This window comes from Ideonella sp. BN130291, assembly GCF_036231905.1.
Taxonomy (GTDB): domain Bacteria; phylum Pseudomonadota; class Gammaproteobacteria; order Burkholderiales; family Burkholderiaceae_C; genus CAMLIZ01.
In genome coordinates this window covers 211,337-230,793 of sequence record NZ_JAZARE010000009.1, presented here as the reverse complement: position 1 = coordinate 230,793, position 19,457 = coordinate 211,337, and the positions used below count along the sequence as shown (strand labels likewise).

Genomic DNA, 19,457 nt, shown 5'->3' with positions numbered 1-19,457 from the left:
GCGGGCGCGCTGAGGGAAACCACCGATTTTAAGGGGCAGCCCGGCCGACGCCCGGCGCCGGGCCTACACTCGGCCGCCATGCAGGGACTGCACCTCACCGCCGACCTCCATGGCTGCACCGGCGCGCTGCCGGCGATGACCGATGTGGACACCTTGCGGGCGCTGTGCCTGCAGGCGGTGGCTTGCGCCGGTTTGCAGGCGGTGAACACGCTGTTCCACCGTTTTGCGCCGGCCGGCAACACGGAGCAGCCCACCGGCATCACTGGCGTGGTGCTGCTCGCCGAATCGCACCTGGCCGTGCACACCTGGCCTGAGCTGCAGGCGGTGACGCTGGACGTGTACGTGTGCAACTTCAGCGCCGACCACGCCGACGCTGCCCAGGCCCTGATGGACACGCTGATCGCGCACTTCCAGCCCCGTAACGTTGAGCGCCATCGCCTGCAGCGTGGTGCGCTGGCCCCCCAACCGATGTCTGCCGCATGAAGGCCCTGATCCTGGCCGCCGGCCGCGGCGAGCGCATGCGCCCGCTGACCGACCACACGCCCAAGCCGCTGCTGCTGGTGCGCGGCAAGCCGATGATCGAATGGCACCTCGAGGCGCTGGCGCGCGGCGGTGTGCGCGAGGTGGTGATCAACACCGCCTGGCTGGAAGAGCGTTTCCCCGCGGCGCTGGGTGATGGCGCGCGCTGGGGCCTGAAGATCCACTACTCGATGGAAGGCCGCGACCACGGCGGCGCGCTGGACATCGGCGGCGGCGTCGCCAAGGCGCGGCCGCTGCTGGGTGATGCCTTCTGGGTCGTCTCCGGCGACATCCATGCACCCGACTTCATGTTCGATCCCGCCGTGGCCGCCGGCTTCGAGCGCAGTGACCGCCTGGCCCACCTGTGGCTGGTGCCCAACCCACCCTATCACCCGCAGGGCGACTTCGGCATCGACGCCAACGGCCTGGCGGTGCGGGACACCGACCAGCGCCTCACCTGGGCCAGCTTCGGCCTCTACCGGGCCGAGCTGTTCGACGGCATCGCCGCCGGCACGGCGGCGCCGCTGCTGCCGCAGCTGCTCAAGGGCATCGCGCAAGGCAAGGTGTCTGCCGCGCGCTACCTCGGGCGCTGGGACAACGTGGGGACGCCGGAGCAATTGGCTGCGCTATCGACGGACCCTTGAGTCCCGCGCTCGTCAATCCGAAGGGGCCCTCGGCTCGCCCGTTTTGTCGCAAGCCCGCCACACCGTATTTGTGCGGCTGGCCTTGCTTCATCACCTGGATACATTCAGTACCACTCATTCGCCTGGCAAGACGGCTGCTCGCATGACGGCCGCGCCGGCGCTTATCGTCAATTCCCGGAGGAATCCATCTTGTTCAAACCGAAGTTGAGCGCGGTCGCGACTGCCGTTGCCGTGATTACCAGTCTCGGCGCGTCCGCGCATGCGCAGGACGCTGCACAACGCGTCGAGATCACCGGCAGTCGGATCTTGTCGACCAATGCCGTATCGCCGGCGCCCGTGCAGGTGCTCACGTCCGCCGACATCGCCGCGTCGGGTGCCGTCAACCTGCAGGAACTCATCCTGAAGAGCCCGGTGTTCGGCACGCCAGGCATCAGCCGTACGAACTCTAACTTCATCACCTCCAGCGTCGGCATTGCCACGGTCGACCTGCGAAACCTTGGCGCCGATCGCACGCTCGTGCTCGTCAATGGCCGCCGCTATGTGGCGGGCCAGTCCGGCAGCGCGACTGTCGACCTGAACACCATCCCCACCGATTTCATCGAACGGGTGGAAGTGCTGACCGGCGGCGCTTCGTCCGCGTATGGGTCGGATGCCGTGGGCGGCGTGGTGAACATCATCCTGAAGAAGAGCATTGACGGCATCAAGCTCGACGCCTCCTACGGCGAGAGCCAGAAACACGACGACACGCTGAAAAAGTTCAGCGCCAGCTTCGGGTCAAACAGCGGTGACGGCAAAACCCGCATGATGGGACACTTCTCCGTCACACAACAAGGCGCGGTGTATTCGAAGGACCGTGACATCTCGGCGGTGGACGGCTTCTCCGCGTACGTCGGTGGCTTCAGCGATGACCCTGCCGACCTGTTCACGAATCACACGCCGTTTTACTCGAGCTTTGCGCCGCAGGGCCGCTTCTTCTTCCGCACGGCGGGCGGCTCGAACACCAGCCGCACGTTCGATGCGGACGGCAACCTCATCCCCTTCAGCACCAATGGCCCGAACGGCGATGGCGTCGGCGCCACGGGCTACAACCGCAACGAAGTTCGCACCATCGCCGTGCCGACAAACCGGCTGCTGTTTGCTGCCAACGGCGAGCATGAGTTCAGCGAAAAGGCGACCGTCTTCTTCGAAGGCACGTACGCCGCCACCAAGACGACGTCACGGCTCGAGCCGTTCGCAGTCGACTCCACCGGCGGCACCAACCCGATCTATGCAGGTGGCGGCTTCGTTCCCGCCGAGTTCCTGGTCAACGGCGTCCTGGTGAAGAACCCGCTGATCCCGCAGGCTCTGTTTGATCAGCTGACCGATCGCGATAGTGATGGCGCGCGGGACTACAACTTCACCCGCCGGCTGACCGATATCGCCAATCGGGGAAACACCGCGAACCGGGACACCTTCCGCTTCTTGACCGGCCTCAAGGGCGAGTTGACGAAGACTTGGAATTACGACGTCTACACCGCCTACGGCTACACGAAGGAAGCGCAGTACGGCACAGGCCAGGTCAATGCGGCGAACTTCCGGTACGCGCTGGAGGCCATTCCCGACGCCAACGGGAACCCCGTCTGCCGTGACCCGGTGGCCCGCGCCTCCGGCTGCGTTCCGGTGAATGTGTTCGGTGCGAATACGATCAGCCCGGAAGCCGCACGCTATATCCACGCGCCCAGCACGCTCAACACCAAGATCACGCAGTCGTTCACTGGCGCCACGCTGTCCGGCGAACCGGTCGAACTGCCTGCTGGCCCGCTGGGCATGGCTTTCGGTGTGGAGTACCGCAAGGAAGCCTCCAGCGACGTTGCCGATGCGTTGACTCAGCTCGGGCTGAATCTTGGCAACGCACGGCCCATCACGGAAGGCAGCTTCAACGTCAAGGAAGCTTTTGCCGAATTCCGCGTTCCGCTGCTGAAAGGGCTTCCCGCGGTGAAGTCCCTTGACGGCACGGTCGCGGTGCGCTCGGCGAAATATTCAACCGGCAGCAACACAACGAGCTGGAATACAGGGCTCGACTGGGCCGTCAACTCGACGTTCCGCTTCCGCGCGACCAGCGCTGTCTCGACGCGCGCGCCTAACATCGGCGAGCTGTTCCAAGGGCCGAACCAGACCTTCCCGACCGGGCTGGTCGACCCTTGCGTGGGTGTAACCGCTACCTCCACGGGTGCAGTGTCCGAAGCATGCCGCCAAGACGCCGGCGTCCTGGCGAACATCGCTCAAAACGGCGCGTTCACCTTGACTCAAGCGGACCTGCAAGGCATCAGCGGCTACAACCTTGGCAATCCGAACCTACAGCCGGAAAAGGGCAAGTCCGTCACGCTCGGCATGGTGATCACGAGCCCGCTGCCCGCTGACCTGGGCAACATGAACTTTACGGTGGACTACTACCGGATCCAGATCGACAAAGCGATCAACTCGCCCGGCCGACAGTTCCAGCTGACCCAGTGCTACGGCGGCGATCCAAAGTTCTGCAAGGACATCACGCGTCGCCAAGTGGCCGTGGGTGCGAACAGTGCAGGTGCGCTGCAAACCATCAATTCCAGCTCGGAGAACACGGGGGGCCAGTTCGATGAGGGCGTTGACCTGACTGCAAACTACGCGGGCAAGATCGCAGGTGGCAGCTTCTTCAGCCGCTTGTCCTATACCCACCTGTTGAAGGCCTGGGTCAAGACGACACCGGACGCGGAGCGTGACTACTCCACCGGAGAACTGGGAGCCGCGCGCAACCGGTGGGTGCTCAACCTCGGCTACGACATTGGCAACTTCGGCCTCAAGAGCTCGGTGACCTACATTGGTCAGTCCTATGTGGATGACCAGTTCATGATCCCCAACGAGATTCCGAAGGAGTTTGGCAAGGTCGGTGCGAAAACCTATACCGATGCTCAGCTGACGTACAAGTTTGGCAAGGCAGAGGCGTACTTCGGTATCAACAACCTGCTCAACACCAAGCCGCCGCTCATTCCCTCGGGCGTTCCTGGCAACAGCACCGGCGTGGAAACGATGGCGGGCACCTACGACCCCATTGGGCGCCGCTACTATGTTGGCGTACGCTACAGCTTGTGATCGTCTGATTCGAACCGAGGGAGACCTCCGGACCATCGTCAGTTGACAACGAGATAAGCGCGACCACCAGTGGTCGCGCTTTTTTTGGTGAGCTTACCGCCTGCACAGAGCCTCTGAACCACAGTGACTGCAGCGGCATCACCGGCCGACACCTGGGGTGTCGCCTGGGTGATTGCCGCTCCCCGGCGTGGCGGCGATGCTGCGCCGCATGGGACAGATCCACCTCGTGCGCCACGGCCAGGCGTCGTTCGACTCCGACCACTACGACTGCCTGTCGGCATTGGGTGAACGCCAGGCGCGGCTGCTGGGCGACTGGTTTGCTCGCTGCGGGCGGCGGGTGGACATGCTGCACCGCGGCTCGCTGCAACGCCACCGACAGACGGCCGACGGCCTGATGGAGGCGCTGCCGTCAGCGCTGAGGCCGGCGGCCGACGTGCAGATCGACGCCGGCTTCGACGAATACGACCACGACGCCATCCTGCTGGCGCAGCGGCCCGACCTCGCCGACCCGGCCGCGATGCGCGCCTGGCTGGCCGCACAGCCGCATCCGCGGCGCGCCTTCCAGCACCTCTTCGCGCAGGCGATGGCGCGCTGGGTGAGTGGTGCGCATGACAGCGACTATCCGGAAAGCTGGGCCGCCTTTCGCGCCCGCACCCTGGCCGCGCTGCAGCAGGCGGTGCAGCGGGCCGGTGGCTCCAGGACGCTGGTGATCGTCACCTCCGGCGGGCCGATCAGCGCGATCTGCCAGCAGTTGCTGCGCCTGCCCGACGACAGCGCCTGCGAGGTCTGCTACGGGCTCGCCAACAGCGGCGTGACCAGCCTGTTCTACAGCGGCGAGCGCCTGAGCCTGGCGCAGCTGAACAACATCGCCCACCTCGATGTGGTGGCCGACCCCGCGCTGGTCACCTACCGATAGCGGCGCCGCCGTCTCACACCAGCGCGATGCGGCGCCGGACCACGTCGACCATTGCTGCGCGGCTCGCGGCGTCCAGCCGCCCTTTGCGCAGCTGGGCGAAGGCGCGCTCGCACACCCGCCGATCCGCATCGCTCCAGCCGGTGCTCGCCAGCCCGAGGCGGCTGAGCAACTCCTGCAGCTGGTCCGCCTGCAAGGTGACCGTGTCGCGCCGCGCATGGGCGCGTGTCATCACGTAGGCCAGGGTGCCGATCGCGCGGTCCAGCACGATCCAGGGGAAGTTGAGCGCGGCGTAGGGCCCGACGGTCAGCTGCGAGCGCCCCAGCGCCATGCGCCGCGGCAGCCAGGCTTGCAGGGCCTCGGGCACGGGCGCCCGCGGCAGGCCCACCGCGATGTCGGGCCGCCGCTTGCCCAGTGCCAAGGCACCCGCCGCACCGACGGCCGCGCCCAGCGCGCTGCCGGCCAGCAAGGTGTGGCCGGCGGTCAGCACGTCGGCGCCCGCGCCCACCACGGCGCCCGCCATCGCGCCCGCGGCCAGCAACTGCCGGCTGCTCAAGCCCAGCAGCGACCAGGTGGCCTCGCTGAACAGATCGTCGACCAGGGCCTGCGCCGGCAAGGCGCCGGAGGTCACCCGGCTGTGGCCGAACAGCGCGATCAGCGCCGCGTGGGTGCGCGCCTCGCGCTCGCGCACGGCCGCGCGGAACCGCTCCTTCAGCGCCTCGGCCGCCGCGGCGGCCTGGCCCGCATCGGCCGGCGCATCGGCAGTCTCGCGGTGCTGCAGCAACTCGGCCAGCAGCGCCACCATCAGCTCGGCCGCGTCGTCGAGCCGGCTGCTGCGCTCTTCGCGCAGCAACTGCACCGCCTGCATCAGACGCGGCTTCCATGCCTGCTCGATGCCGGCCAGCGTCTCCAGCAGCTCGATGCGTTCGGCAAAGCCGGCCTGCATCGCGTTGAACTCCCGCACCGCGTTGAAATGCTGGCCCAGGCGCCGGCGCCAATCGGCCACGTGGTCCTCGGCGCCGGTGGGGTTGATGATGGCCAGCCGCGGCGCGCCGCTCAGGCGCATCAGCTCCATCTCGGCCAGGTGGATGTCCAGCACCGGGCGCGAACCGTCCACGACGTAGATCAGTCCGGCGCCCTGCACCACCGGCTCGAACAGGCGGCACTCGGCGTCGAACTCAGGCTCATGGCGATGGCGCGCGATGAAGGCCGCGAACACCGCCAGCGGGTCCGCCGCCTCGGCCGCCGGCCGCAGCTCGGCCAGCGCCTCGCGCGCGTTCTGGAAACCCGGCGTGTCGAAGAAGACGAACAGCTCGCCGAGCGCAAAACGCTGGCACTCCACCGTCTCGCCCGGCATGCGCGAGATGCGCACCTGGTCGTTTTCCGCCAGGGTGGCGGCCACCGACGATTTGCCGTGGTTCACCGCGCCCACGACGGCGAAGGTCGGTGTGGGCGTCATGGCAAGGCCTCCACGCCCAGCCTCAGATGCTGGATCTGCACGAAACGGCGCCAGATCGTCAGCCGCTCGTCATCGGCTTGCACCAGCAGCAGCAGCACGTCGGTGCCTGGGGCCAGCGCCTGCAGCAGCGCGCGCAGGCCGGCCGCGATCGCGACGATGGGGTCGCGGCTGGCGGGTGCGGCCACGAGCACGGTGGCCGGCAGGCCGCTCGACCGCAGCTGCGCCACCAGCGGGGCGATGGCACCGCGGTCGTCCAGCGGCAGCGGCGTCACGGACAGCACCCGCGAGCCCAGGCGCTGGCGCACCGTGGCGGCCAGCGTATCGGCCTCCGCGGCCAACTCCTGGGCGACCAGCAGCGCGCAGTCACCCGCACTGACGGGCTGCGCGTGGGCCACCGATGCGCCGCCCGGCAGCTCGGCCAAACCGCCATCGGAGCGCAGCAGCGGACCGCTCAGGCGGCGCCACAAGGCATTCGCTGCCGGATGATCGAAGCGCAGGCGCGCCAACGTGCGGCGCTGTTGCCAGCGGGCGCCGCACAGCAGCGCAGCGCGCAGCAGCAGGCCGTAGCAGGCGATGGACAGCGCCAGGAACGGCCACCACGCACGCGCCGCCTCCGCCGGCAGGCGCGCCGAGGCATCGCCCCGCACATAACGCGTGGCCGCCACCTCGTCCACCGAGGGTTGGGCCTGCGGCAGCGCCCAGCGCCAGGGCGTGGCCAGCGCCTGCACCGCAAGGTGGACCTGATCGGGCCGCACGGGGTAGCTGGACTGCCAGCCGAAACGCAGGTCCACCAGCGGCAGGTGCAGCAGCAGCATGGCGGCCAGCAGCCCGAGGTTGAAGGCAATGGCAAAACGCTGCGCCAGCGCCACCGCCGGGGCGACCAGCAGTTGCGACTGCGCATCGTGGCGCATCGCCAGCCGGCCCAGCGCCGCGCGCAAGGCGTCTCGCCGCTCACCGGGCAGCCGCCGCAACAGCGTTGCAGCCCCGGTCATCGCTGCCTGCAGCAGCCCGACCAGCCCACCCGCGGCACCGCCCCAGCGGCGGCGCGACCACCAGCCCAGCAGCGCGACCACCAGCAGCACCAGCTGCAGCCCCACCGTGGCGACCCAGAACAGCGGCGCGTTCACCGGCTCCGCGCCGCTGCCCGCCAGCCAGGTGCCGGCCAGGCCTGCGCCCAGTGCGAGGCCCACCCCCCAGGCCAGCGCCGACAGCAGCCGCTCACCCTGCTGCAACTGCTCGCCGGGCGTGGGTGCGCCAGAGTGACCTTCGCGTTGCTGGCGCAACCAGGCGTGGAAGACGGCGCGCCGGTCCGCGCCCGCTGCGCCGGGCATCGCGCACGCCTGGGCCACGGCGTCGGGCTGCGCCAGCCAGTGCTCGAAGTCCACCACGTCGGCCAGCGTCCAGCGGGCGCTGCGAAGGGCGGTGTCGGCAGAGGGTGTCAAGGCCATGGTGTGCAGGCAGACGGCGAAGGGCCATTCTGAGGGATGAACTCCGGCTCGACGCCCCAGCAGCACGGCGCCAGAATCAAGCGCCTCACCTGCTGGAGCCCACGATGGACACTGCGCCCCATGCCAATGACCCACGCTGGAAACATGATGGCGTGCGCGTGGTGCCGGGCGACCGGCTGGACCCCAACACCGCGCAGACCCCGGGCATGGACCGCAAGGCGGCGATCAACTTCGCCCGCGTGGGCGCGCAGAAGCTGTGGGCCGGCACGGTGCACATCCATGCCAATGCCAAGACCGGTGCGCATCACCATGGCCCGCTGGAAAGCGTGATCTACGTGGTGCGCGGACGCGCCCGCATGCGCTGGGGCGAGCGGCTGGAGTTCACCGCCGAGGCCGGCCCGGGCGACTTCATCTACGTGCCGCCCTTCGTGCCGCACCAGGAGATCAACGCCAGCGCCACGGAAACGCTGGAATGCGTGCTGGTGCGCAGCGACGGCGAGGCGGTGGCGGTGAACCTCGACATCACACCCGCCGAGCCGCCGGAGAACGTGCCCTGGGTGGACCCGACCCATCCCGATCCGGCCGCCGGCTGAACGCAGTGGCGAGGCCGCGCCGCTCAGCTGGCCAGCGGCGCCGTGATCGCGTCGATGCGCGCCATCACCTCGGGTGTCAGTTTCTCCATCACCGCCACCGCACCCAGGTTGTCCTGCAGCTGCGACAGCTTGGAGGCGCCAGTGATCACCGTGCTCACGCGCGGGTTCTTCGCCACCCAGGCGATCGCCAGCTGCGCCAGGTTGCCACCGAGCTCCTGCGCGATCGGCTCCAGCTGCGCCACCGCCTCGTTCTTGCGTGCGTCGGTGAGGCTGTCGCGCAGGAAGGCCATGTTGTCCATCGCGCCGCGGCTGCCGGCCGGAATGCCGCTGCGGTACTTGCCGGTGAGCAGGCCGGAGGCCAGCGGACTCCAGGTGGTGAGGCCCAGGCCGATGTCCTCGTACAGGCGCGAGTACTCGTCTTCCACGCGCTTGCGGTGGAACAGGTGGTACTGCGGCTGCTCCATCACCGGCTTGTGCAGGTGGTGTTTGTCGGCGATGTCCCAGGCCGCGCGGATGTCGGCCGCCGACCATTCGCTGGTGCCCCAGTACAGCGCCTTGCCCTGCGTGATCATGTCGCTCATCGCATGCACCGTCTCTTCCACCGGCGTGTGCGGGTCGGGGCGGTGGCAGTACACCAGGTCGATGTGCTCCAGGCCAAAGCGCTGCAGCGAGCCGTCGATCGCCTGCATCAGGTACTTGCGGTTGAGCGTGTTGCGTCGGTTCACACCGTTGCCGTCGCGGTCCAGGCCCCAGTAGAACTTGGTGGACACGATGTAGTTCAGGCGCGGCCACTTCAGTGCCTTGAAGGCCTCGCCCATCACCACCTCGCTCTGGCCGAGGGCATAGGCCTCGGCGTTGTCGAAGAAGTTGATGCCGGCGTCCATGGCCGCGGCCAGCATCTCCACGGCCGACTTGGTGTCCACCTGGTTGTGGTACGTGACCCAGGAGCCGAGCGACAGCTCGCTCACGCGCAGGCCGCTGCGGCCCAGACGGCGGTAGTTCATCGAATCGTCCTTCTTGGTTCGTGAAGCGGGCGATGATAGGGTGGCCTGCAATAACAAGGAGCCGCCTGTGGTCGATCTCTACGCCGACATGTTCGAGCTCGCGCCGGTGTCCCTGTGGCTGGAGGATTACAGCGATTTGAAGCGCCTGTTCGAGCGCTGGCGCGCGGAGGGTGTGCGCGACCTGCGTGTCCATTTCCGGGAGGATCCGGCTCGTGTGGCCGAATGCTCGCGCTGCCTGCAGGTGCTGCGGGTGAACCGGCGCACGCTCGAGCTCTACGGCGCCAGCTCGCAGGACGAACTGGTGGCCAACCTGGCGCAGGTGTTCCGCGACGACATGTTCGACCAGCATGTGGAAGAGCTGGCTCAGCTGTGGGAGGGCCACACCGACTTCAGCAGCCAGACGGTCAACTACAGCCTGCTCGGCAAGCGCCTGGCCATCGTGCTGCGGGCCAACGTGCTGCCCGGCCATGAACACGACTGGAGCCGCGTGCTGCTGGCGGTGGAGGACATCACCGACCGCAGCCGCGCCGAACGTGCGCTGCGCGCCAGCGAGCAGCATGCCAAGGGGCTGTTCGAACATTCGCCGGTGTCGCTGTGGCTGGAAGACTTCAGCAGCATCCAGCGCCTGCTGGGCGAGGTGCGCGCCAGCGGCGTCGAGGACTTTCGCGTGTTCCTCGACGTGCACCCCGATTTCGTCACCCGCTGCATGCAGGAGATCCGGGTGATCGACATCAACCGGCAGACGCTGGCGATGTTCCGGGCGCCCGACAAATACACGCTGCTGGGCAACCTGGACAAAGTGTTCCGCGACGACATGCGACCTCACTTCGCCGAGCAACTGGCCGAGCTGTGGGCCGGCAAGCTGCACCAGCAACGCGAGGTGGTGAACTACGCGCTCGACGGCGAGAAGCTGCACGTGGTCCTGCAGCTGTCGGTGCTGCCCGGGCATGAGCAGCGCTGGGACCAGGTGCTGGTGTCGCTCACCGACATCACCGCGCGCAAGAAGGCCGAGGCCTACCTCGAATACCTGGGCAAGCACGACGTGCTGACCGGCCTGCGCAACCGCGCCTTCTTCACCGAGGAGCTGAACCGCCTGGAGCGCAAGGGCCCGTGGCCGCTGAGCATCGTGATGATGGACCTCAACGGCCTGAAGGCGGCCAACGACGATGGCGGCCACCAGGCCGGCGATGCCTTGCTGCGCCGGGTTGGCGAGGTGCTCAACAAGCTGGTGGACCCGGGTGGCCGCGCCACCGCCAGCCGCATCGGCGGCGACGAGTTCGCCCTGCTGCTGCCCGGGCTGGACAGCCGGCAGGCCGAGCAGCAGGTGGAGCAGTTGCACGAGCTGCTGGCGCTGAACAACCAGTTCCACGGCGGCACGCCGGTGAGCCTGTCGATCGGCGTGGCCACGGCGCAGGAAGGCGATCGGCTCGAAAGCGTGGTCCATCGCGCCGATGAACGCATGTACGCCGACAAGCGGGCGTACTACGTGAGACAGGACAAGGACCGGCGCGCCACCAACGCGTAGCTAGCCGAGCCGCTGCGCTGCCGCGATGCGCCGGCCCACCGCGGTGCCGCTGCTGAACGCCTCCTCGAACACCGAGTAGCCGGCCAGGTCGGCATGGGCGAAGTGCAGCCGGCCGATCGGCTCGCGCAGCGCGGCCAGGGCCGGGCTGCCGCGCAGACCCGGCACCGGGATGCTCATCGCGTGGCCGTAGCGCATCAGGTCCGCGTGCCGCAGCTTGCCCGGCAGGTCGGGATGGGCGGTGGCAAGGTCGGCCACTACGCGCTCGGCCCAGAGGCGCCAGTCGCCTGACAGCAGCGCGCCGCGCTCGGCCTGCGGCAGGGCCCAGTAGGCGCTGAGCACGGTGGGGCCAGGGTGCGGCCGGGTGCTCTGGTGCATGGCATCCACATAACCGAGCGAGCGCGGGTCCGCGGCGTAGCAGACGTTGTCCCAGGATGGCGGCGCACCGCCCAGGCGGTCCAGCAGCGGCTCGGCCAGGTGCAGATTGGCCACCAGCCAGGGGGCATGCGGCTGCTGTTGCGCGGACTGCATCAGCGCCGCCGGCGGCGCGTTCAGCACACGAGCGGCGATGAACAGCGGCAGGGCCAGCACCACCTGGTGGGCGGTCCAGGCTTCGATGTGGCCCTGGGCTTCGTCATGGGCCCAGACCTGCACCGCGTGCCGGCCCTCGCTGACGCGCAGCACCGTGCGGCCGGTGTGCAGCCGCCCGGCCAGCGGCGCGGCCAGCCGGCGCGCCAGCCAGGCGTTGCCCTCCGGCCAGGTGAACACCGGGTCCCGTTCGGCGTCCTCGTCGCCCGGCGCATGGAAGCCGTGGCGGCTGGCGAAGTAGTGCAGGCCGGCCCAGGCCGACACGACTGCGCTGCCGGCGCCATAGTCGTCGCGGCAGCAGTAGTCGAGGTACCAGCGCAGGCGCGTATCGCGCAGGCCCTGCCCGTCCAGCCACTGGGCGAAGGTCTGCGCGTCCAGCGCAGCATGCCCAGCGGTCCAACCGGCGCGCTCCGTGGGCATCGCGAAGCCGAGCTCGCGCTGCGCCTGCGCGACCAGCGCGGCGAAGCGCCGGTACTGCGCCAGCGTGCCGGAGCCGGGCTCCGCGGGCGGCAGCAGCCCGTCCACCCAGGCGCCGTCGATGAACAGGCGCTCCTGCGGGCTGTGGCACAGGTGCATCTCGTCGGGCACCACGCGCCCGGCCTCCATGCGCAGCAGGCCGAGCTCGTGCAGCAGCTCGCCCACCTCATGGGCGTGCGGGCCGGGCAAGGGCAGGTAGTGCGCGCCCAGCGGGCAAGCCATGCCGGCCAGCACATGGCCGCGGCTGTTGCCACCGGCCACGTCCTCCAGCTCCAGCAGGTGCACGTCGTCGATGCCGCGTTGCGCCAAGGCCCGCGCCGCCGCCAGCCCCGCGATACCGGCGCCCAGCACCAGCACATGGGCCTTGCGTTGCACCGCGGGTGCAGGCAGGTTCCCACTCTTGGACAGGCTGCGAAGGCGGTGGCCGCGCGCGGCATCTGCGCCCACCCAGCCGCCGGTCCAGCCGGCGGGCTGGGCCTGGCCGCAAGCGCTGAGCGAGGCGGCGGCCAACATCACCGCCCGGCGCGTGAGTTTCACTGCTGCACCCGACCCCACTCGCGCTCGAACTCCTGCACCAGCACCTGGTTGGACAGGCGGTTGGCTTCAGCCGGCACCCGCGCCATGTCGGGCGGGAAGTCCAGCAGCGCGGGCAGGCCCTGCAGCGTGAGGAAACGCAAGCCGGCTGGAAAAGCGGCGGGCACATGCCAGGGCCGCCGGCTGGCGAGGATGAAGCCCCATTCGCCGAAGCTCGGCACATGCGCGTGGTACGGCGTGACGCTGAAACCCACCGCCTCCAGCGTGCTGGCCACGGTCCAGAAACTCTTGCGCGCCATCAGCGGCGAGGTGGTCTGCACCACCGCGTAACCGCCGGCCGCGAGGTGCTGGTCCACCAGCTGGTAGAAGCTGGTGGTGTAGAGCTTGCCCAGCGAGAAGTTGGTCGGGTCGGGGAAGTCGATCACGATGGCATCGAACACCTCGGCGGTCTGCTGCAGCCACTGGAAGGCGTCGGTGTTGATCACCGTCACCTTGGGCGAGCGCAGGGCGTCGGCATTCAAGCTGCGCAGCAAGGGCTGCTCGCTGAACAGGCGGGTGACCTCGGCGTCCAGGTCCACCAGGGTGACCCGCTCCACGCTGGGGTACTTGAGGATCTCGCGCAGCGCCAGGCCGTCGCCGCCGCCCAGCACCAGCACGCGCCGCGGCGCGCCCTGTGCGGCCAGCGCCGGGTGCACCAGGGCCTCGTGGTACCGGTATTCGTCGCGCGAGTGGAATTGCAGGTTGCCGTTGAGGAAGAGGCGCACCCCCGCAGGCCCGGAGGTGACCACCACGCGCTGGTAGGCGCTGGTCTCGCGCAGGATCACGCGGTCGCCATAGAAGCGGTCTTCCGACCAGGTGGTGAGCGGGTCGGCACCCACCATGGCGGCGGCCAGCACACCGATCACCGCCGCGCAGGCCAGCGCATGGCTGCGCCAGCGCCGCAGTTCGCCGCGGAACAGCCACAACGCCCACACCGCCACCACCGCGTTCATCAGGCCGAAGAACACCCCCGTGCGGATCAGCCCCAGGTGCGGCACCAGCAGCAGCGGGAACGCCAGCGCAACCACCAGCGCGCCCAGGTAGTCGAAGGTGAGCACCTGCGACACCAGCTCCTTGAGCGCATAACGCTCGCGGAAGTGGCGCTTGAGGATGCGCATCACCAGCGGGATCTCCAGGCCGACCAGCGCGCCCACCAGCAGCACCAGCGCATACAGCAGCACGCGGAACGGCAGCAGTGCACTGGCCGGCAGCAAGCTGTGCGCCACGAACAGCGCCGCCGGCAGCAGCCCGCCCACCAGCCCCACCAGCAGCTCGATGCGCAGGAACTGCGCGATCAGCTGGCGCTCGACGAATCGCGAGAGCCAGGAGCCCAGCCCCATGGCAAATAGGTAGGTGCCGATGACGGTGGAGAACTGCAGGATCGAATCGCCCAGCAGGTAGCTGGCGAGCGCACCGGCCGCGAGCTCGTAGACGAGGCCGCAGGCGGCGATAACAAACACCGAGGCCAGCAGCGCAAGCTCCGGCAACGAAATGCGAGACGCGGCCGGCAGGCCGCGAAGATCGTCATTCATGCTGGAACCCCCTTTCGGAGGGGGCCAGGGGGAGCCCCATGTCAGCGGCCAGCCGCAACGCGGCGAGGCAGCAATCCACGCCGTTCAGGCGTGGATTGCTGCTGACACGATCATCGCGATGCCCAGGCACATGGAGCCCACCACCACCGCCAGCGCGAGGTTCTTCTTCTCGATGATCTCGCCCCACAGGTCATAGGGCGTCAGCTTGTCGACGATGAGAAAGCAGATCCAGAACACCAGCACGCCGATCAGTGCGTACAGGATCGAGCCGAAGAAGATCGCCGGCTTCAGCCATTCGATGCCCATCATGGTGAGGACTCCTTGCTTGAGGTTGTGGGGATCACTTGTGGCCACCGCCACCGCTGCTGTAGCCGCCGAACGAGCCGCCGGTGGTGCGCCAGAAGCCGCCGCTGCCGTGGCTGCTGCGCCGGCACTGCTGGTATTCGTTGCTCGCCTCTCCGAAGGTGGCGCGCACCTGGTCGCAATCGTCCTGGCTGCAGCGGCTGATCAGCAGTAGCAGGACGAGCACGACCGCCACCACGATCGCCAGCTTCACCAGTGTGCTCATGCCGCCGCCGGCGGGCGTGGCGTCGCGCTGCATGGCCGCGCGCTTGTCCGGGGGCAGGCGGAAGGCCGCGGCCACGGTGGCGGCGTCCAGCGTCTCGCCGGCGGACCAGGTGACTTCGGTGCCCACCATCTCGCGGTTCAGCCGCTTGTGCTTGTTGGCGCCGGCGCCGTCGTAGTCGGTGTTGAAGCTGCGCTGCTCGCGCGCCACGCGCCAGTAGAACTCGCCCAGCACGTAGGTGGTCTTGGCGCTGTAGCTGTAGCGCTTGCGGTAGTCCACGCCCTGGTAGCTGGCCTTGTCGCCACGCACGGTGGGCGCGCCGGTGAGCGGCACCACCCAGCTCCAGCCGTCTTCCGATTCCACCAGGAAGGCGAATCCCGCCGTGCGGTGGTACAGCAGGTATTCGCGCCAGAAAGTCTGCTCCTCGTCGGCGTCTTCCGGAACGTCGCAGCGTTCCATGTAGCCCACCACCTGCCAGGGCAGCGCCCGGTCATCGGCGAGCTTCAGCGTGCCGATGGCGCCCAGCGGCAGCTGCGGCTCCAGGCCGCTGTCACCGACGTTGTTCTGCTTGTAGTGCGCCAGGTCGGCGCCCACGCCCTTGGAGATGTCCACCACCGCCTTGCACTGCGGGCAGACGATGGAATACGTGGTCGCGAGCTTGGCTTCGAGCGCATTGCCGCAGCTGGGGCATTCCACGCCGCGGGCCTTGAGCGTCTTTTCGGTCGCATCGGCCAGCCCGCTCATCGCCAGCTCGCTCAGGGCCACCGAGCGGCCGACGGACCACTGGGGCGCGGCCGGGTCGGCGTAGTCCAGCGTGCCGACCTCCGCCCGTTCGTTGCGCAGGTCGGCGACGGTGAACTCGCCTTGCAGCTGCGGCGGGCGCGGCAGTTCGCCTTCCGCGGCCAGCAGCTTGGCGCGGGTGACGGACGCGACGTTCCAGGCCCGGCCATCGACCAGCCGACGCTCGCCCGCGCTCAGCTCGTCGGCCGCCGGCACCTCGCCCGCGGCCGGCGCGTCGAAGGCAAAGACGTAGCGCCCGTTGTCCTCGCTCAGCCAGCCGGAGCGTCCGTTGTCGAACAGCGCATGCCATTCGTTCCAGGTGCCGCCTTCGTAGCCGTACTGCAGGCGGCCCACCAGCGTGAACGCCGTGCCCTGGTAGCGGCCGCCCGCGCCCAGGCGCAGCGGCGAGTGGTCGTCGAACAGCTCCGCGCTCTGGCCGATGCGGCGCAGCGCGTCGCCGTCGCGCACCAGCGTGCTGCGGCAGAAGCTGCAGACCGCGCTGGCCGATGCGGCCGAGCGGAAGTCAACGGGCGCGCCGCAGTTCGGACACAGCGCGCGATAGGCACGCTGTGACGGTGGATCGGTGGCCAAGGCCGCTTAGACGAGCTTCTTCAGCAGCTCGGCCTTCTTGGCCGCGAACTCCTCGTCGGTGAGGATGCCCTTGGCCTTCAGCTCGCCCAGCTTCTCCAGCGTCGCCATCACGTCCTCGGGCTTCACACCCTGCACGCCGGCCTGCGGCGCGCCGCCCTGCAGGCCCTGGCCCAGCTGCTGCGCCATCACCTGGCCCAGCGCCACACCGGCGCCCAGGCCCACCGCCTCGCCGGCGATGCCGCTGCCGCCGGAGCCCACGCCCGCGGCCAGCGCGGGAATCGCCTGGCCGGTCTGGTACTGCATGAATTTGCCCATGTCGCCACCGACCATGCCCATGCCGATCTTCTGGTCGAGGATCTTCTGCAGCTCCTCGGGCAGGGACACGTTCTGCACCGTCACGCCTTCGAGCTTCAGGCCCAGCGCGTCGAAGGCCGGCCCGTTCGCCTCGCGCAGCTGCTTGGCGAATTCCACCTGGTTGGCCGCCAGGTCGAGGAAGGGAATGCCGCTGCCGGCCACCGCGTCGGAGATGTGCTGCAGCATCAGCCCGCGCAACTGGCCGTCCAGGTCCTCCACCGTGTAGACGTCGCGCGTGCCGGAGATCTCGGTGTGGAACTTCTTCGGGTCGGTGATGCGGTAGGCGTAGTTGCCGAAGGCGCGCAGGCGCACGGCGCCGAAATCCTTGTCGCGGATGGTCACCGGCTGGGTGGTGCCCCAGCGCCGGTCCACCTGCTGGCGCGTGCTGAAGAAGTACACGTCGCTTTTGAAAGGAGACTGGAACAGCTTGTCCCAGTTGCGCAGGTAGGTCAGCACCGGCAAGGTCTGCGTGGTGAGCTTGTGCAGGCCAGGGCCGAACACGTCAGCCACCTGGCCTTCGTTGACGAACACCGCCATCTGCGATTCACGCACGGTGAGCATGCCGCCGTACTGGATCTCGCGGTCGGCGACGGGGAAGCGCCAGGCGAGCACGCCGTCGCGCTCCTCGGTCCACTCGATGATGTCGATGAACTGTTTCTTGACGAAATCCATCAGTCCCATGGCGGCGTGCTCCTCGTGTCCGACGGCTGTCGGGGTGCGGCGAATAATACGCGTGGGGACGCACCGCACGATCCCCAGGAAAGGGTGGCCGCATGAAACTCGCACGTTTGAATCTCGCCGTCGTCGGCGCCGGCCCGGTGGGGCTGGCCCTGGCCCTGCACGCCGCGCGCAGCCTGCCGCAGGCGCAGGTGACCGTGTTCGACGCCCGGCCGGCCGACAAGGACGTGGCCGGCGACCCGCGCACCCTGGCCTTGTCGCTGGGCAGCGTGCAGCTGCTCAAGCGCCTGAATGCCTGGGACGGCCGCCACGCGCAGCCGATCGCCGAGGTGCATGTGTCGCAGGCACCGCCGTCGCTGGCCACGCCGCTGGGCGAGCCGCAGGTGCGCATCCGCGCGATCGACGAGGCGGTACCCATGCTGGGCGCGGTGCTCACCTATGGCGCGGTGGTGGCGCCCCTTCAGAAGGCCTGGGAAGCGGAAGTGCAGCGTTTCCCGCAGCGGCTGCGCTCACGCTTCGGCACCGCGGTGCAAGGGCTGAAGCCGCTGGCTGGCGGCGTGGAGGTGGACGCCGGCATTGCGGAGCCTTTCGACCTGGCGGTGGTGGCCGAAGGCGGTGTGTTCTCCGAGCAGGCGCGCAAGGCGCTCGCCTCACCTTACGGCCAGACCGCCTGGGTGGGCCAGGTCACGCTATCGGGCGCGCAGCCGGGCGTGGCCTTCGAGCGCTTCACCCGCCACGGCCCGGCCGCCCTGCTGCCGCTGAAGCCCACCGACGACGGCCTGCTGCGCGCGGCGCTGGTGTGGTGCGTGCCCAGCGACGACGATCCGGTGCACGATTTGAGCGATACCCAGCGACTGGCGGTGCTGAACACCATCTTCCCCGCTGCTGCAGGCCGGCTGGTGGGCATCACACCGCTGAAGGCCTTTCCTCTGGGGTTGAACGCGGAGCGCACCCTGGTGTCCGGCCGCACGGTGCGCATCGGCAACGCGGCGCAGACGCTGCATCCGGTGGCCGGCCAGGGCCTGAACCTGGGCCTGCGCGATGCGTATGAACTGGTGGATGCGATACAGACCGCCGACACGCTGGAGGCCACGCTGAGGCGCCTGGAATGGCGCCGTGCACCGGACCGCTGGAGCATGATCGCGGCCACCGACTTCCTCGCCCGCAGCTTCACCTGGAAGGCGCCGGGGCTCGCCGCCGCGCGGGGGCTGGGCCTGACCGCCTTGCAACTCGCCGGGCCGGTGAAGTCCCTGCTCGCCCGCCAGATGATGTTCGGCCGGCGTTGAGCCCGCTCAGCAGCGGCGGTGCGACAGCGCCGGCAGCTGCTGCCGCACGGTGGTGATGCGCGCCTTGTTCAGCTCCGCGATCGCCAAACCTTCGCCTTCCTCGCACACCGCGAGCACCTCGCCCCAGGGATCGACCACCATGCTGTGGCCCCAGGTGCGGCGGCCGTTTTCATGCTGCCCACCCTGCGCCGCCGCGATCACGTAGCACTGGTTCTCCACCGCGCGGGCGCGCAGCAGCAGCTCCCAGTGCGCACGGCCGGTGGTGTAGGTGAAGGCGGCCGGCATGCTGATCAGGTCGCAAGGCGGTGTCATCAGCCCGCGGTAGAGCTCGGGGAAACGCAGGTCGTAGCAGATGCTGAGTGCGATGCGCCAGTCGTCGTCCGCGGCCCGCACCGTGGCCGCCACCGGCTTGTCGCCGGCCTGTAGCACACGGCCTTCGTCGTAGTCCTCGCCGGCGTCGTTGCGGTAGCGGAACAGGTGCAGCTTGTCGTAGCGTGCGGCCAGCTGCCCGTCCGGCCCGTAGACGCAGCAGCTGTTGCGCAGCTTGCGCTCATCGCCGCTGCGCAAGGGCACCGTGCCGCCGATCACCCACAGGCCGTGCATGCGGGCCTGCGAGCTGAGGAAGCTCTGGATCGGCCCGCGGCCGGCCTCTTCGGCGATGCCGAGCTTGTCGCGGTCCTGCGCGCCCATGAAGCAGAAGTATTCGGGCAGCACCACCAGCTGCGCACCGGCCACCGCCGCCTGGGTGATGAGCCGGTCGGCGGCCACCAGGTTGCGCTGCACGTCGGGCGTGGACACCATCTGAAGGGCAGCGACTTTCATG

The 19,457-nt window shown here is 69.0% G+C and carries 16 protein-coding genes; 7 read left to right on the top strand and 9 right to left on the bottom strand.

From position 1 onward, the window contains the following. The first annotated feature begins 78 nt into the window (after nucleotides 1–78). The 4 genes from speD (at nucleotide 79) to VPH43_RS20040 (ending at nucleotide 5,187) form a co-directional block, all read left to right on the top strand. On the top strand, nucleotides 79–483 hold the full coding sequence (gene speD / locus VPH43_RS20055; RefSeq protein WP_328579519.1) for an adenosylmethionine decarboxylase: 405 nt from the start codon (nucleotides 79–81) through the stop codon (nucleotides 481–483). Then, a complete protein-coding gene (murU, locus tag VPH43_RS20050; RefSeq protein WP_328579518.1) occupies nucleotides 480–1,163 on the top strand; it encodes an N-acetylmuramate alpha-1-phosphate uridylyltransferase MurU in 684 nt (227 codons plus the stop codon). The genes speD and murU overlap by 4 nt, the downstream gene beginning before the upstream one ends. A gap of 189 nt (nucleotides 1,164–1,352) precedes the next feature. Beyond that, entirely contained in the window at nucleotides 1,353–4,271 is a 2,919-nt protein-coding gene (locus VPH43_RS20045) for a TonB-dependent receptor domain-containing protein (RefSeq protein WP_328579517.1), read from the top strand. A 208-nt stretch (nucleotides 4,272–4,479) separates the two neighbouring features. Next, complete coding sequence (locus VPH43_RS20040) at nucleotides 4,480–5,187, top strand: histidine phosphatase family protein (protein ID WP_328579516.1); 708 nt, start codon at nucleotides 4,480–4,482, stop codon at nucleotides 5,185–5,187. A 13-nt stretch (nucleotides 5,188–5,200) separates the two neighbouring features. Here the strand turns inward: VPH43_RS20040 and VPH43_RS20035 are convergent, their stop codons facing one another. Beyond that, the gene (locus VPH43_RS20035) at nucleotides 5,201–6,643 is read right to left on the bottom strand and encodes a GTPase/DUF3482 domain-containing protein (protein WP_328579515.1); all 1,443 of its coding nucleotides are present in this window, start codon (nucleotides 6,641–6,643) and stop codon (nucleotides 5,201–5,203) included. Beyond that, complete coding sequence (locus VPH43_RS20030) at nucleotides 6,640–8,085, bottom strand: DUF2868 domain-containing protein (RefSeq protein ID WP_328579514.1); 1,446 nt, start codon at nucleotides 8,083–8,085, stop codon at nucleotides 6,640–6,642. The genes VPH43_RS20035 and VPH43_RS20030 overlap by 4 nt, the downstream gene beginning before the upstream one ends. A gap of 110 nt (nucleotides 8,086–8,195) precedes the next feature. Here VPH43_RS20030 and VPH43_RS20025 point away from each other — a divergent pair, with 110 nt between their 5' ends. Continuing rightward, nucleotides 8,196–8,684 carry a cupin domain-containing protein gene (locus VPH43_RS20025; RefSeq protein WP_328579513.1) on the top strand — a complete coding sequence of 163 codons (489 nt, stop codon included), beginning with the start codon at nucleotides 8,196–8,198 and terminating at the stop codon, nucleotides 8,682–8,684. A gap of 23 nt (nucleotides 8,685–8,707) precedes the next feature. Here the strand turns inward: VPH43_RS20025 and VPH43_RS20020 are convergent, their stop codons facing one another. Next, the gene (locus VPH43_RS20020; protein WP_328579512.1) at nucleotides 8,708–9,688 is read right to left on the bottom strand and encodes a potassium channel beta subunit family protein; all 981 of its coding nucleotides are present in this window, start codon (nucleotides 9,686–9,688) and stop codon (nucleotides 8,708–8,710) included. Between the two features lie 88 nt (nucleotides 9,689–9,776). Between VPH43_RS20020 and VPH43_RS20015 the strand changes: the two genes are divergently transcribed. Further along, nucleotides 9,777–11,213, top strand: a complete 1,437-nt coding sequence (locus VPH43_RS20015) for a sensor domain-containing diguanylate cyclase (protein WP_328579590.1) — start codon at nucleotides 9,777–9,779, stop codon at nucleotides 11,211–11,213. Here VPH43_RS20015 and VPH43_RS20010 read toward each other — a convergent pair whose 3' ends face one another. The 5 genes from VPH43_RS20010 to VPH43_RS19990 all read right to left on the bottom strand — a co-directional run bounded on the left by VPH43_RS20010 (nucleotide 11,214) and on the right by VPH43_RS19990 (nucleotide 17,351). After that, nucleotides 11,214–12,812, bottom strand: coding sequence for an FAD-dependent oxidoreductase (locus tag VPH43_RS20010; RefSeq protein ID WP_328579511.1), 1,599 nt, complete (start codon nucleotides 12,810–12,812; stop codon nucleotides 11,214–11,216). Continuing rightward, a complete protein-coding gene (locus VPH43_RS20005; protein ID WP_328579510.1) occupies nucleotides 12,809–14,380 on the bottom strand; it encodes a polyamine aminopropyltransferase in 1,572 nt (523 codons plus the stop codon). Before VPH43_RS20005 ends, VPH43_RS20010 begins: the two co-directional genes overlap by 4 nt. Before the next feature lie 84 nt (nucleotides 14,381–14,464). Beyond that, nucleotides 14,465–14,686: a DUF350 domain-containing protein gene (locus tag VPH43_RS20000; RefSeq protein ID WP_328579589.1), complete on the bottom strand. Its 222-nt coding sequence runs from the start codon at nucleotides 14,684–14,686 to the stop codon at nucleotides 14,465–14,467. Between the two features lie 34 nt (nucleotides 14,687–14,720). Then, nucleotides 14,721–16,316 carry a DUF4178 domain-containing protein gene (locus VPH43_RS19995; RefSeq protein WP_328579509.1) on the bottom strand — a complete coding sequence of 532 codons (1,596 nt, stop codon included), beginning with the start codon at nucleotides 16,314–16,316 and terminating at the stop codon, nucleotides 14,721–14,723. A gap of 6 nt (nucleotides 16,317–16,322) precedes the next feature. Continuing rightward, on the bottom strand, nucleotides 16,323–17,351 hold the full coding sequence (locus tag VPH43_RS19990; RefSeq protein WP_328579508.1) for an SPFH domain-containing protein: 1,029 nt from the start codon (nucleotides 17,349–17,351) through the stop codon (nucleotides 16,323–16,325). A gap of 92 nt (nucleotides 17,352–17,443) precedes the next feature. Here VPH43_RS19990 and VPH43_RS19985 point away from each other — a divergent pair, with 92 nt between their 5' ends. Beyond that, nucleotides 17,444–18,634, top strand: a complete 1,191-nt coding sequence (locus VPH43_RS19985) for an FAD-dependent monooxygenase (protein ID WP_328579507.1) — start codon at nucleotides 17,444–17,446, stop codon at nucleotides 18,632–18,634. 6 nt (nucleotides 18,635–18,640) lie between these two features. On the opposite strand, the gene VPH43_RS19980 is transcribed toward VPH43_RS19985, so the two are convergent. Continuing rightward, on the bottom strand, nucleotides 18,641–19,456 hold the full coding sequence (locus tag VPH43_RS19980; RefSeq protein WP_328579506.1) for a carbon-nitrogen hydrolase family protein: 816 nt from the start codon (nucleotides 19,454–19,456) through the stop codon (nucleotides 18,641–18,643). Nucleotide 19,457 lies beyond the last annotated feature (1 nt).